8 protein-coding genes are annotated in these 15,031 nt (G+C 66.9%); 1 reads left to right on the forward strand and 7 read right to left on the reverse strand.

Annotated features, from left to right (window positions below; all coding sequences use genetic code 11):
• Positions 1 to 212: 212 nt before the first annotated feature.
• Positions 213 to 1,511 carry a family 16 glycosylhydrolase gene (locus tag ABEA82_RS08530; RefSeq protein WP_345660752.1) on the forward strand — a complete coding sequence of 433 codons (1,299 nt, stop codon included), beginning with the start codon at positions 213 to 215 and terminating at the stop codon, positions 1,509 to 1,511.
• Between the two features lie 219 nt (positions 1,512 to 1,730).
• On the opposite strand, the gene tuf is transcribed toward ABEA82_RS08530, so the two are convergent.
• The 7 genes from tuf to rpoB form a co-directional block, all read right to left on the reverse strand.
• Positions 1,731 to 2,924, reverse strand: coding sequence for an elongation factor Tu (gene tuf / locus ABEA82_RS08535; RefSeq protein ID WP_003992342.1), 1,194 nt, complete (start codon positions 2,922 to 2,924; stop codon positions 1,731 to 1,733).
• A 156-nt stretch (positions 2,925 to 3,080) separates the two neighbouring features.
• The gene (gene fusA / locus ABEA82_RS08540; RefSeq protein WP_345660753.1) at positions 3,081 to 5,207 is read right to left on the reverse strand and encodes an elongation factor G; all 2,127 of its coding nucleotides are present in this window, start codon (positions 5,205 to 5,207) and stop codon (positions 3,081 to 3,083) included.
• 39 nt (positions 5,208 to 5,246) lie between these two features.
• On the reverse strand, positions 5,247 to 5,717 hold the full coding sequence (gene rpsG, locus ABEA82_RS08545) for a 30S ribosomal protein S7 (RefSeq protein WP_003998848.1): 471 nt from the start codon (positions 5,715 to 5,717) through the stop codon (positions 5,247 to 5,249).
• A 2-nt stretch (positions 5,718 to 5,719) separates the two neighbouring features.
• Positions 5,720 to 6,091, reverse strand: a complete 372-nt coding sequence (gene rpsL, locus ABEA82_RS08550; protein WP_003948652.1) for a 30S ribosomal protein S12 — start codon at positions 6,089 to 6,091, stop codon at positions 5,720 to 5,722.
• Between the two features lie 321 nt (positions 6,092 to 6,412).
• On the reverse strand, positions 6,413 to 6,943 hold the full coding sequence (locus ABEA82_RS08555) for a DUF1707 and DUF4190 domain-containing protein (protein ID WP_345660754.1): 531 nt from the start codon (positions 6,941 to 6,943) through the stop codon (positions 6,413 to 6,415).
• A gap of 454 nt (positions 6,944 to 7,397) precedes the next feature.
• Positions 7,398 to 11,294, reverse strand: a complete 3,897-nt coding sequence (locus ABEA82_RS08565; RefSeq protein ID WP_345660755.1) for a DNA-directed RNA polymerase subunit beta' — start codon at positions 11,292 to 11,294, stop codon at positions 7,398 to 7,400.
• A gap of 94 nt (positions 11,295 to 11,388) precedes the next feature.
• A complete protein-coding gene (rpoB, locus tag ABEA82_RS08570; RefSeq protein ID WP_345660756.1) occupies positions 11,389 to 14,874 on the reverse strand; it encodes a DNA-directed RNA polymerase subunit beta in 3,486 nt (1,161 codons plus the stop codon).
• Positions 14,875 to 15,031 lie beyond the last annotated feature (157 nt).

The raw sequence follows: 15,031 nt of genomic DNA on the forward strand, positions 1-15,031 counted from the left end.
AGGCCGACCCCGGCACCGACCTCCTTAACACCGCCTTAAGCGCGCTTTAAGCGAACCAAAGGTCAGCCGGTCGGCTCCAACTCCGCCCAGTTCAGCGGGGGTTGACCGACCAATCGGGCAGTTGGTTGTGCGGTGAACCGTTCGTAACATCCCTCCACGGCCGACAGCGTCGGCCCACTCCCCCATCCCCCACAGACAAGGTGTGTTCAGCCATGGCTGCTCATCGCACACGCCGGCGCACGCTCGGCGGGCTCGTCCCGCTGGCCTGCGCCTCCGTCGCCGCCGCGTTCACCCTGACGACCCTCGGCCCGTCCGCCGCACAGGCCGATGCCGCCGCACAGGCGGGGACCGCTACCACCGCCGCGGCCGCCGCCGTGACCTGGTCCGACGAGTTCAACGGCGCCGCCGGCAGCGCCCCGGACCCGGGCAAGTGGACCGTGGAGAGCGGCGGCTCCGGCAACGGCAACAACGAGCTGCAGTACTACACGAACAGCAGAGACAACGTTGCCCACGACGGCAACGGCAACCTGGTCATCACCGCCCGCAAGAACACCGACTCCGGACTCCAGTGCTGGTACGGCACCTGTCAGTACACGTCCGCCCGGCTCAACACGGCCAGGACCTTCACGCAGGCGTACGGCCACTTCGAGGCCCGGATCAAGGTGCCGCGCGGCCAGGGCATGTGGCCGGCGTTCTGGATGCTCGGCAACGACCTGGGCAGCGTCGGATGGCCCACCAGCGGCGAGATCGACATCATGGAGAACGTCGGCTACGAGCCCGGCACCGTCCACGGCACCCTGCACGGCCCCGGCTACTCCGGCAGCGGCGGCATCGGCGCGGCGTACACGCTCCCGGGCGGCCGGGCCTTCGCCGACGACTTCCACGTCTTCGCCGTCGACTGGACGCCGGGGAAGATCACGTGGTCCGTCGACGGGCAGACGTACCAGACGCGCACCACGGCCGACCTGGGCGGCAGGAAGTGGGTCTACGACCACCCGTTCTTCCTGATCCTCAACCTCGCCGTGGGCGGCAACTGGCCCGGCAGCCCGGACGGGAACACGCAGTTCCCGCAGACGATGACCGTGGACTACGTCCGTGTCTCCACCTCCGACGGCGGCGGCTCCGGCGGCACCACCGGCGCCATCAAGGGCATCGGCGGCATGTGCGCCGACGTCGCCGGCGCCTCTTCCGCCGACGGGACGCCCATCCAGCTCCACAACTGCACCGGAGTCGACGCCCAGAAGTGGACCCTCGGCGGCGACGGCACCGTCCGCGCCCTCGGCAAGTGCCTCGACGTGCGCGGCGGCTCCACGGCCGACGGAGCCGCGGTCCAGCTCTACACCTGCAACGGCACCAAGGCCCAGCAGTGGGTCCACACCGCGGCGCGCGACCTGGTCAACGTCGGCGCGGACAAGTGCCTGGACGCCAAGGGCAACTCCTCGGCCGATGCCACCCCGCTGCAGATCTGGACGTGCACCGGCGCCGCCAACCAGAAGTGGACGGTCGGCTGACCCCCTGAGCCCCACCGGCACCCCACGGCCACCCCCCACACAGACGCCCCCGGCTCCCTCGCGAGCCGGGGGCGTCGCCGTTCCACCCCGCATCGGACCGCAGGTGCGGCCGGACACGGCCGGACACCGCCGGACACGGCAAAGGGGCCCGCACGACCGAAGTCGTACGGGCCCCTTCGAGCCACTCAGGTCAGCAGACCCTCAAGCCAGTCCGAAGACTCACTTGTTGATCTTGGTGACCTGGCCGGCGCCCACGGTCCGGCCACCCTCACGGATGGCGAACTTCAGGCCCTCCTCCATGGCGACGGGCTGGATGAGCTCCACCTTCATCTCGGTGTTGTCACCCGGCATGACCATCTCGGTGCCCTCGGGGAGGGTCACCACGCCGGTCACGTCCGTCGTACGGAAGTAGAACTGCGGACGGTAGTTGTTGAAGAACGGCGTGTGGCGGCCACCCTCGTCCTTGGACAGGATGTAGGCCTGCGCCTCGAACTCGGTGTGCGGGGTGACCGAGCCCGGCTTGATGATGACCTGGCCGCGCTCGACGTCCTCGCGCTTGATGCCGCGGAGCAGCAGACCGACGTTCTCACCGGCCTGGCCCTCGTCGAGGAGCTTCCGGAACATCTCGATGCCGGTGACCGTGGTGGTGGTCTTCTCCGGCTTGATGCCGATGATGTCGACGGTCTCGTTGACCTTCAGGACACCACGCTCGATACGGCCGGTGACGACCGTACCGCGACCGGTGATCGTGAAGACGTCCTCGATCGGCATCAGGAACGGCTTGTCGACGTCACGCTCGGGCTCCGGGATCGCCGTGTCGACGGCGTTCATGAGCTCGAGAACCGAGTTGCCCCACTCCTTGTCGCCCTCAAGGGCCTTCAGAGCGGAGACCTTGACGACGGGAACGTCGTCGCCCGGGAACTCGTACTCGGAGAGGAGCTCACGGACCTCGAGCTCGACGAGCTCCAGGATCTCCTCGTCGTCCACCATGTCGGCCTTGTTCAGGGCGACGACGATGTACGGAACGCCGACCTGGCGGGCCAGGAGCACGTGCTCCTTGGTCTGCGGCATCGGGCCGTCGGTGGCGGCGACCACGAGGATGGCGCCGTCCATCTGCGCCGCACCCGTGATCATGTTCTTGATGTAGTCCGCGTGACCGGGGCAGTCGACGTGGGCGTAGTGACGCGTCTCCGTCTGGTACTCGACGTGCGCGATGGAGATGGTGATACCGCGCTGGCGCTCTTCGGGAGCCTTGTCGATCTGGTCGAAGGCCGAGGCCTCGTTCAGGTCCGGGTACGCGTCGTGCAGCACCTTGGTAATGGCGGCCGTGAGGGTCGTCTTACCGTGGTCGATGTGACCGATGGTGCCGATGTTGACGTGCGGCTTAGTCCGCTCGAACTTCGCCTTCGCCACTGGGGTCCTCCTGTGGAGTGGTTCTGGTACGCCTTACTCATCGGCGCCAGGTGATCTTTGCTGGAAAGCCCGGGCCCCGGGGCACTCTCACCACGATTGCGGCGGAATGCCCCTCAAGGCTCCGGAGTCAAGCCTACGGCGTGTAGACGCGGTGCGTTACTCGCCCTTGGCCTTCGCGATGATCTCCTCGGCGACGTTCCGCGGAACCTCGGCGTAGGAGTCGAACTGCATGGAGTAGCTCGCACGGCCGGACGTCTTGCTGCGCAGGTCGCCGACGTAACCGAACATCTCCGAGAGGGGCACGAGGCCCTTCACGACGCGGGCTCCGGCCCGCTCCTCCATGGCCTGAATCTGACCACGGCGGGAGTTGATGTCGCCGATGACCTCACCCATGTAGTCCTCGGGCGTGGTGACCTCGACGGCCATCATCGGCTCGAGCAGCACGGGGCTGGCCTTGCGCGCGGCCTCCTTGAAGGCCTGCGAACCGGCGATCTTGAACGCGAGCTCGGAGGAGTCGACCTCGTGGTAGGCACCGTCGAGCAGCGTCACGCGCACACCGGTCATCTCGTAACCGGCGAGGATGCCGAACTGCATGGCCTCCTGCGCACCGGCGTCCACCGAAGGGATGTACTCCTTCGGCACACGGCCACCGGTCACCTTGTTGATGAACTCGTAGGAGGCGTCGCCACCCTCGATCGGCTCGACCGCGATGATGACGCGGGCGAACTGGCCCGTACCACCGGTCTGCTTCTTGTGGGTGAACTCGACCTTCTCGACCGCCTTGCGGATGGTCTCGCGGTACGCGACCTGCGGCTTGCCGACGTTGGCCTCGACCTTGAACTCACGCTTCATGCGGTCCACGAGCACCTCGAGGTGAAGCTCGCCCATACCGCCGATGACGGTCTGGCCGGTCTCCTCGTTGGTGTGCACCTGGAAGGAGGGGTCCTCCTCGGCCAGGCGCTGGATCGCGACGCCGAGCTTCTCCTGGTCGCCCTTCGACTTGGGCTCGATGGCGACCTCGATGACCGGCGCCGGGAAGTCCATGGACTCCAGGATCACCGGGTTCTTCTCGTCCGAGAGCGTCTCACCGGTGGTGGTCTGCTTCAGGCCCATGACGGCGACGATGTCGCCGGCGCCCACCGACTCGATCTCCTCACGCTTGTTCGCGTGCATGCGGTAGATCTTGCCGATGCGCTCCTTGCGGCCCTTGACCGAGTTGAGCACGGCGGTGCCCGACTGCAGACGGCCGGAGTACACGCGGACGAAGGTGAGCTTGCCGAGGTGCGGGTCGCTCATGATCTTGAACGCGAGCGCGGCGAGGGGCTCCTCGTCCGACGGCTTGCGCACGATGACCTGCTCCGGGTCCTTGACGTCGTGGCCCTCGATGGCCTCGACGTCCAGGGGGGTGGGCAGGTAGCGCACGACCGCGTCGAGCAGGGGCTGAACGCCCTTGTTCTTGAACGCGGTGCCGCAGAACACGGGGGTGACGGTGGTGCCGCCGCCCTTGCCGGACGCGATGGTGATGCGACGGATCGCGGCGTAGAGCTGCTCCACGGTGGGCTCGGTGCCCTCCAGGTACAGCTCCATCAGCTCTTCGTCGTTCTCGGCGACGGCCTCGAGCAGCTTGCCGCGGTACTCCTCGGCAGCCTCGACGTGGGTGTCCGGGATGTCGACGGTGTCGTACATCTCGCCCTTGGTCGCCTCGGCCGACCAGACCAGGGCCTTCATCGTCACGAGGTCGATGACGCCCTTGAAGTCGGCCTCCGCGCCGATCGGCAGCTGCATGACCAGCGGCTGCGCGCCCAGGCGGTCGGAGATCATGTCGACGCAACGGTGGAACTCGGCACCGGTGCGGTCGAGCTTGTTGACGAAGCAGATCCGCGGAACGCCGTAGCGGTCCGCCTGACGCCACACGGTCTCGGACTGCGGCTCAACGCCGGCGACACCGTCGAACACCGTCACGGCACCGTCGAGCACGCGCAGGGAGCGCTCCACCTCGACGGTGAAGTCGACGTGACCCGGGGTGTCGATGATGTTGATGGTGTAGTCGTTGTCCTCGAGCGGCCAGTGACAGGTGGTCGCAGCAGACGTGATCGTGATGCCACGCTCCTGCTCCTGCTCCATCCAGTCCATGGTGGCGGCGCCGTCGTGGACCTCACCGATCTTGTACGACACGCCGGTGTAGAACAGGATCCGCTCGGTGGTGGTCGTCTTGCCCGCGTCGATGTGGGCCATGATCCCGATGTTGCGGACCTTGGCCAGGTCAAGTGAAGTGGTAGCCATAAGGCTTCAGTCTTCTCTCGGTCTCGATGTGGGTAGCGACTACCAGCGGTAGTGCGCGAAGGCCTTGTTGGACTCGGCCATCTTGTGGGTGTCCTCGCGCTTCTTCACGGCCGCACCGAGGCCGTTCGAGGCATCGAGAAGCTCGTTGAGGAGACGCTCGGTCATGGTCTTCTCGCGACGGGCGCGGGAGTAACCGACCAGCCAGCGCAGCGCCAGGGTGTTGGCACGGCCGGGCTTGACCTCGACCGGGACCTGGTAGGTGGCGCCACCGACACGGCGGGACTTGACCTCGAGGGTCGGCTTGATGTTCTCGAGAGCGCGCTTCAGCGTGATGACCGGGTCGTTGCCGGTCTTCTCGCGCAGGCCCTCCATGGCGCCGTAGACGATGCGCTCGGCGGTGGAGCGCTTGCCGTTCAGCAGCACCTTGTTGATCAGGGAGGTCACCAGAGGAGAACCGTAGACCGGGTCGATGATGACCGGGCGCTTCGGGGCGGGGCCCTTACGAGGCATTCTTACTTCTCCTTCTTGGCGCCGTAGCGGCTGCGGGCCTGCTTGCGGTTCTTCACACCCTGGGTGTCAAGCGAACCGCGGATGATCTTGTAGCGAACACCAGGCAGGTCCTTCACACGGCCGCCGCGCACGAGCACGATGGAGTGCTCCTGCAGGTTGTGCCCCTCACCCGGAATGTAAGCGGTGACCTCGATCCCGCTGGTCAGACGCACACGCGCGACCTTACGCAGGGCCGAGTTCGGCTTCTTCGGGGTGGTCGTGAACACACGCGTGCAGACGCCACGACGCTGAGGGGAACCCTCGAGTGCGGGCGTCTTGTTCTTCTCGACCTTGTCCTGCCGGCCCTTACGGACCAGCTGCTGGATCGTAGGCACTACTTCTCCGGTTTCTGTGTGCCGATAGGTGAAGCTAACCTGGAACGTCGCCGACCCACGCGGTCGGGTGTGTCGAATCCCGCGGACTCCCGCCGCCAGGCAGAATTAAGCGCAGATTGCGGTGGCCGGTATCAGCTCGCCTTGCGGTTGATGGCACGCACGGGAGCCAGGGCACACCCCAGGCACAAGGTCTGAGCGTACCTATCGCATTCGCTGCGGTCAAAACAAATGGGTGACGCCCACGTCGCCATGCGGGACATGTCAAGTCCCTGGCCCGTTCTCGATCTTCAATTCGACGGCGAGTGTCCGTTTCGCGCACCTTCAGGATGCTACGACGGACACCACCGAGAGCAACACCAGTACGAGTGCCCAGGCGGCCGTGGACAACCACCCGAGCACGAGGCCGGTCAGCGCGAGCCCGTCCCCCAGCTCCCCCCGGCTGCGGATCTCGCCACGCGCCACGTGCCCGAGCACGACGGCCGGAATCCCGGTCACCCCCATCGTCGGCACGCACAGCAGCCCGCACACCGCCGCGGCGACCGCCTTGCCGTTCGTCTGCGGCCGCGGCCCGGGCAGGAACGTCCGCGGCACGGTCGGCACGGGGACGTACGAGGCCGACTGCGGTACGGGCCCCTGCGGCAGATCTGCGACGAGCAGCCCCAGCTCCCCCACGGTCCGCGCCGCGTACGCCCGCGCCACCCGCCGCTCGAACTCGTCCTGCTCCATCCGGCCCTCGCCGTACCCGGCTCTGAGGACGTCCACGGCCCGCTCCCGGTCGGCATGCGAGGCGAGCATCGACGGAGCGCTGTGGCCCTGCCAGGGTTGCCAGGACGGATAGGGCGGCTGCGACACGGAGCACCTCCCCGGGAGCCGGAGTCCTTCCATCATGCGCCGAAGCCGGGTTTCCGGCACGGGTACGTCCGCGACCAGGGGCCTCACATCAGCCAGCCGGCCGATTCTCGCCCATTTCCTCCATGGTCGTTTCCCACGAGCCGTCGGCCCACGTCCGGCTGCCGCAGGGCCGGACCAAGGTCACGGCGATCGCGGCCACGGCTGCGAGGCCCTGCTCGCCCTGCGCGGCCCCGGCGACATCATCGGCGAGGGCGCGGCGCTCAGCGGCCGCCACCGCTCGGCGACCGTGACGGCCCTGGACCCGGTCGACGCGGCCGTGCTCGATCAGGCCCGCTTCACCCTGTTCACCGGCCGTGCGGCTCCACCACTTGCAGACCCATCTGGAGAGCCGGCGCTGACGCGCCGAAGGGCGGCCATCCCGAAGGATGACCGCCCTCCAACTCAAGCGACTCGCTTACTGGTTGTACGGACCGTAGTCGTAGTCCTCCAGCGGAACGGCCTGGCCGGAGCCCGTGCCGAACGGCGAGTAGTCGATGTCGTCGTAGCCGACGGCCGAGTACATCGCGGCCTTGGCCTCCTCGGTCGGCTCGACCCGGATGTTGCGGTAGCGGGACAGACCCGTACCGGCCGGGATGAGCTTACCGATGATGACGTTCTCCTTGAGGCCGATGAGCGAGTCGGACTTGGCGTTGATCGCCGCGTCCGTGAGGACTCGCGTCGTCTCCTGGAAGGACGCCGCCGACAGCCAGGACTCCGTGGCCAGCGAGGCCTTGGTGATACCCATGAGCTGCGGACGACCGGAGGCCGGGTGACCGCCCTCCTGGACCACACGACGGTTCTCGTGCTCGAACTTCGAGCGCTCGACCAGCTCACCGGGCAGCAGCTCGGCGTCGCCGGACTCGATGATCGTCACGCGGCGGAGCATCTGCCGGATGATGATCTCGATGTGCTTGTCGTGGATCGACACACCCTGCGAGTTGTAGACCTTCTGGACCTCGCCGACCAGGTGGACCTGGACGGCACGCTGGCCCAGGATGCGCAGCACGTCGTGCGGGTTGGTGGCACCCACGGTGAGCTTCTGGCCCACCTCGACGTGCTCGCCCTCGCTGACCAGGAGCCGGGCACGCTTCGAGATCGGGAACGCCGTCTCGTCGCTGCCGTCGTCCGGGGTGACGACGATCTTCTTGGTCTTCTCGGTCTCCTCGATCCGCACGCGGCCCTGGGCCTCGGAGATCGGGGCGACACCCTTCGGGGTACGGGCCTCGAAGAGCTCGACGACACGCGGCAGACCCTGGGTGATGTCGTCACCGGCCACACCACCGGTGTGGAAGGTACGCATCGTCAGCTGGGTACCGGGCTCACCGATGGACTGGGCGGCGATGATGCCGACCGCCTCACCGATGTCGACCAGCTTGCCCGTGGCCAGCGAACGGCCGTAGCACATCGCGCAGGTGCCGACGGCGGACTCGCAGGTCAGGACCGAGCGGGTCTTGACCTCCTCGACGCCGCGCTGCACGAGCTCCTCGATGAGGACGTCGCCCAGGTCGGTGCCGGCCGGGGCCAGCACCTGACCGTCGACCACGATGTCCTCGGCGAGGCAGCGCGCGTACACGGACGTCTCGACGTCCTCCGTCTTGACCAGACCGGCCTCGGTGCGGTCGGCGATCTTCAGACGCAGACCGCGCTCGGTGCCGCAGTCCTCCTCGCGAATGATGACGTCCTGGGAGACGTCGACCAGACGACGGGTGAGGTAACCAGAGTCGGCGGTACGGAGGGCCGTGTCCGCCAGACCCTTACGGGCACCGTGCGTGGAGATGAAGTACTCCAGCACGGACAGGCCCTCACGGAAGGACGCCTTGATGGGACGCGGGATCGTCTCGTTCTTCGCGTTCGACACCAGACCACGCATACCGGCGATCTGACGCATCTGCATCATGTTGCCTCGTGCACCCGAGTTCACCATCATGAAGATCGGGTTGGTCTTCGGGAAGTTGTCGTTCATCGCCTCGGCGACCTCGTTGGTCGCCTTGGTCCAGATCGCGATGAGCTCCTGCGTGCGCTCGTCCTTGGTGATCAGACCGCGCTCGTACTGCTTCTGGACCTTCTCGTCCTGCGCCTCGTACCCGCGGACGATCTCCTTCTTCGCCTCGGGAACGACGACGTCGGAGATGGCCACGGTGACGCCGGAACGGGTCGCCCAGAAGAAGCCGGCCGCCTTCAGGTTGTCGAGCGTCGCCGCCACGATGACCTTCGGGTAGCGCTCGGCGAGGTCGTTGACGATCTCGGAGAGCTGCTTCTTGCCGACCTCGTAGTCGACGAACGGGTAGTCCTCGGGCAGCAGCTCGTTGAAGAGCGCACGGCCCAGGGTGGTGTTCAGCCGGAAGCTGTCACCCTGCTGCCACTCGGGCTCGCCCTCCTCACGCGCCGGCGGGGTCCAGCCACGCGGCGGGATGGTGCCGACCGGGAAGCGGACGTCGATCTTCGACTGGAGCGAGAGCTCGCCCGCGTCGAAGGCCATGATCGCCTCGGCGACCGAGGCGAAGGAACGGCCCTCGCCCTTGAGGTCGCGCATCTCGCCGTCGGTGGTGAGGAAGAACAGACCGAGGACCATGTCCTGGGTCGGCATCGTCACCGGACGGCCGTCGGCGGGCTTGAGGATGTTGTTCGAGGACAGCATCAGGATGCGGGCCTCGGCCTGCGCCTCCGCGGAGAGCGGCAGGTGCACGGCCATCTGGTCACCGTCGAAGTCCGCGTTGAACGCGGTGCAGACGAGCGGGTGGATCTGGATGGCCTTGCCCTCGACCAGCTGCGGCTCGAAGGCCTGGATGCCGAGGCGGTGCAGCGTGGGCGCACGGTTCAGCAGAACCGGGTGCTCCGCGATGACCTCTTCCAGCACGTCGTACACGACCGTGCGGCCGCGCTCGACCATGCGCTTGGCGCTCTTGATGTTCTGCGCGTGGTTCAGGTCGACCAGGCGCTTCATCACGAACGGCTTGAAGAGCTCCAGCGCCATCGCCTTCGGCAGACCGCACTGGTGCAGCTTCAGCTGCGGACCGACGACGATCACGGAACGCGCGGAGTAGTCCACACGCTTACCGAGCAGGTTCTGACGGAAGCGACCCTGCTTACCCTTCAGCATGTCGCTGAGGGACTTCAGCGGGCGGTTACCGGGACCGGTGACCGGACGGCCACGACGGCCGTTGTCGAACAGCGCGTCCACGGCCTCCTGGAGCATGCGCTTCTCGTTGTTCACGATGATCTCGGGCGCACCGAGGTCGAGAAGGCGCTTCAGGCGGTTGTTCCGGTTGATCACACGGCGGTACAGGTCGTTCAGGTCGGAGGTCGCGAAGCGGCCACCGTCCAGCTGCACCATCGGGCGAAGGTCCGGCGGGATGACCGGCACGCAGTCGAGCACCATGCCCTTGGGGCTGTTGCTGGTCTGCAGGAACGCGGAGACGACCTTCAGGCGCTTGAGCGCACGGGTCTTCTTCTGGCCCTTGCCGGTGCGGATGATCTCGCGGAGCTTCTCGGCCTCCTCGTCGAGGTCGAAGGACTCCAGGCGCTTCTGCAGCGCCGCGGCACCCATCGAGCCGTCGAAGTACGTGCCGAAGCGGTCACGCAGCTCGCGGTAGAGCAGCTCGTCGCCCTCGAGGTCCTGGACCTTGAGGTTCTTGAAGCGGTTCCACACCTCGTCGAGACGGTCGATCTCGCGCTGCGCACGGTCGCGCAGCTGCTTCATCTCGCGCTCGGCACCCTCGCGCACCTTGCGGCGCACGTCGGCCTTGGCGCCCTCGGCCTCCAGCTCGGCCAGGTCGGTCTCGAGCTTCTTGGCGCGGGCCTCCAGGTCGGCGTCGCGGCGCTGCTCGATCTGCTGGCGCTCGACGGAGACGTGGGCCTCCAGCGAGGGCAGGTCGCGCGTACGGCGCTCCTCGTCGACGTACGTGATCATGTACGCCGCGAAGTAGATGACCTTCTCGAGGTCCTTGGGAGCCAGGTCGAGCAGGTAGCCCAGACGGCTCGGGACACCCTTGAAGTACCAGATGTGCGTGACGGGCGCGGCCAGTTCGATGTGGCCCATCCGCTCACGGCGCACCTTGGCGCGGGTCACCTCGACGCCGCAGCGCTCACAGATGATGCCCTTGAAGCGGACGCGCTTGTACTTGCCGCAGTAGCACTCCCAGTCCCGGGTCGGACCGAAGATCTTCTCGCAGAAGAGTCCGTCCTTTTCGGGCTTGAGGGTGCGGTAGTTGATGGTCTCGGGCTTCTTGACCTCGCCGTGGCTCCACTGACGGATGTCGTCAGCGGTGGCCAGACCGATCCGGAGCTCGTCGAAGAAGTTGACGTCGAGCACTATGCGTCAATCCCTCTCAGGGTTGTAAGTCATGGGGTCTGATACGGGGGTCCTGGGGCCGGCGGCCTTCATGACGAAGGCCGCCGGACTCCCGTCAGACCTCTTCGACGCTGCTCGGCTCGCGCCGGGACAGGTCGATGCCAAGCTCCTCCGCAGCGCGGAAGACGTCCTCGTCGGTGTCGCGCATCTCGATGGACATGCCGTCCGAGGACAGCACCTCCACGTTGAGGCACAGGGACTGCATCTCCTTGATGAGCACCTTGAAGGACTCGGGGATGCCGGGCTCGGGAATGTTCTCGCCCTTGACGATGGCCTCGTAGACCTTCACGCGGCCGGTGACGTCGTCGGACTTGATGGTCAGCAGCTCCTGGAGGGCGTACGCGGCGCCGTAAGCCTCCAGCGCCCACACCTCCATCTCACCGAAGCGCTGGCCACCGAACTGGGCCTTACCACCCAGCGGCTGCTGGGTGATCATCGAGTACGGACCGGTCGAACGGGCGTGCAGCTTGTCGTCGACCAGGTGGTGCAGCTTGAGGATGTACATGTACCCGATGGAGATCGGGTCCGGGAACGGCTCACCGGAGCGGCCGTCGAACAGCCTCGCCTTACCGGTCGGCTGCACCATGCGCTCGCCGTCGCGGTTCGGGATGGTGTGCTGGAGCAGACCCGCGAGCTCGTCCTCACGCGCACCGTCGAAGACGGGGGTGGCGACGTTGGTGCCCGGGGCGACCTGGTCGGCCTCGATGGCCTGCAGGCGCTGCGCCCACTCCTCGCTCAGCCCGGAGACGTCCCAGCCGCGGCTGGCGAGCCAGCCGAGGTGGATCTCCAGAACCTGACCCGGGTTCATTCGGGACGGCACACCGAGCGGGTTGAGGATGATGTCGACCGGGGTGCCGTCCTCCAGGAACGGCATGTCCTCGATCGGCAGGATCTTCGAGATGACGCCCTTGTTGCCGTGACGGCCGGCGAGCTTGTCACCGTCGGTGATCTTGCGCTTCTGCGCGACGTAGACGCGGACCAGCTGGTTCACGCCCGGGGGAAGCTCGTCGCCCTCCTCGCGGTCGAAGACGCGCACGCCGATGACCTTGCCGGTCTCGCCGTGCGGCACCTTCAGCGAGGTGTCACGGACCTCACGGGCCTTCTCACCGAAGATCGCGCGGAGCAGGCGCTCCTCGGGGGTCAGCTCGGTCTCACCCTTGGGCGTGACCTTGCCGACGAGGATGTCACCGGCGATGACCTCGGCACCGATGCGGATGATGCCGCGCTCGTCGAGGTCGGCGAGGACCTCCTCGGAGACGTTCGGGATGTCCCGGGTGATCTCCTCGGGGCCGAGCTTGGTGTCACGGGCGTCGACCTCGTGCTCCTCGATGTGGATCGAGGAGAGGACGTCGTCCTGCACGAGGCGCTGCGACAGGATGATCGCGTCCTCGTAGTTGTGACCCTCCCACGGCATGAACGCCACGAGCAGGTTCTTGCCCAGCGCCATCTCGCCCTGCTGGGTGGCCGGACCGTCGGCCAGGACCTGGCCCTCGATGATCCGGTCGCCCTCGCTGACGATGACCTTCTGGTTGACCGAGGTGCCCTGGTTGGAGCGGGCGAACTTGGCCAGGCGGTACGTGATGTACGTGCCGTCGTCGTTGGCCGTGGTGATGTAGTCCGCGGAGACCTCCTGGACCACACCGGGCTTCTCGGCCTTGACCACGTCGCCGGCGTCGACGGCGGAGCGGTACTCCATGCCGGTGCCGACGAGCGGGGACTCGGACTTGATCAGCGGAACGGCCTGACGCATCATGTTCGCGCCCATGAGGGCACGGTTGGCGTCGTCGTGCTCCAGGAAGGGGATCATGGCGGTCGCGACCGACACCATCTGGCGCGGCGAGACGTCCATGTAGTCCACGTCCTCGGGGCCGACGTAGTCGACCTCGCCGCCCTTGCGGCGGACCAGCACGCGGGCCTCGGCGAAGCGGAGCTCGTCCGTCAGCGGCGCGTTGGCCTGCGCGATGACGAAGCGGTCCTCCTCGTCGGCGGTCAGGTAGTCCACCTGGTCGGTGACCTGGCCCTCGAAGACCTTGCGGTACGGGGTCTCGACGAAACCGAACGCGTTCACGCGACCGTAGGTGGCGAGCGAGCCGATCAGACCGATGTTCGGGCCTTCGGGCGTCTCGATCGGGCACATGCGGCCGTAGTGCGAGGGGTGCACGTCACGGACCTCGAAGCCGGCCCGCTCACGGGAGAGACCACCCGGGCCGAGCGCGGAAAGACGCCGCTTGTGCGTCAGACCCGACAGCGGGTTGTTCTGGTCCATGAACTGGGACAGCTGGCTGGTGCCGAAGAACTCCTTGATGGAGGCGACGACCGGCCGGATGTTGATCAGGGTCTGCGGCGTGATCGCCTCGACGTCCTGGGTCGTCATGCGCTCACGGACGACGCGCTCCATACGAGCCAGACCCGTGCGGACCTGGTTCTGGATGAGCTCGCCGACGCTGCGCAGGCGACGGTTGCCGAAGTGGTCGATGTCGTCGGTCTCGACGACGATGCTGGTGCCGCTGTCCCCGACCGTCTCGGTCTCGCCGGCGTGCAGCTTCACCAGGTACTTGATCGTCGAGATGACGTCCTCGACGGTCAGGATGCCCGCGTCGAGCGGAGCGTCCGCACCCAGCTTCTTGTTGACCTTGTAGCGGCCGACCTTGGCCAGGTCGTAGCGCTTGGGGTTGAAGTACAGGTTCTCGAGGAGCGTCTGCGCGGCCTCACGCGTGGGGGGCTCGCCCGGACGCAGCTTGCGGTAGATGTCGAGCAGCGCGTCGTCCTGGCCCTGGGTGTGGTCCTTCTCCAGGGTGGCGCGCATGGACTCGTACTCGCCGAACTCCTCGAGGATCTGCTCGGTGGTCCAGCCGAGCGCCTTGAGCAGGACGGTGACGGACTGCTTGCGCTTGCGGTCGATGCGGACACCGACCATGTCGCGCTTGTCGATCTCCATCTCCAGCCAGGCACCCCGGGAGGGGATGATCTTGGCGGAGAAGATGTCCTTGTCGGACGTCTTGTCGATGGAGGAGTCGAAGTAGACACCGGGGGAACGGACCAGCTGCGACACCACGACACGCTCGGTGCCGTTGATGACGAAGGTGCCCTTGTTCGTCATGAGCGGGAAGTCGCCCATGAAGACGGTCTGGGACTTGATCTCGCCGGTCTCGTTGTTGGTGAACTCGGCGGTGACGAAGAGCGGGGCCGCGTACGTGAAGTCGCGCTCCTTGCACTCGTCGATCGAGTTCTTCGGCGGCTCGAAGCGGTGGTCACGGAAGGTCAGCGACATCGACCCGCTGAAGTCCTCGATCGGGGAGATCTCCTCGAAGATCTCCTCGAGCCCGGACTTGGTGGGGACGTCCTGACCGTTGTCCAGAGCCTCCTCGACCCGACTCTGCCAGGCGGTGTTACCGAGCAGCCAGTCGAAGCTCTCGGTCTGCAGCGCGAGCAGGTTCGGAACCTCGAGAGGCTCCTTGATCTTTGCAAAAGAGATGCGCAGCGGGGCAGTGCTGGCGGCGTTGTTCGTATTCGCGGTCGAGGCGTTGCGCGAGGCGGCCAAGAGGGGGTCCTTCCGAGGGCTCGGACTCACTACGCGCGTACCGGCCCCTCTCCCGTACACGGAGACAAGCTGTCCATCCGGCCGAAAGGCCAGGTCGGGCGGGTCTTGTCGTCGATGCTCGGGCGAGGGCAGACCCCTGGTGACGGGCAGGGGACAG

Origin of the sequence: Streptomyces venetus, from assembly GCF_039540295.1 — a bacterium.
Classification (GTDB): Bacteria; Actinomycetota; Actinomycetes; order Streptomycetales; family Streptomycetaceae; genus Streptomyces; species Streptomyces venetus.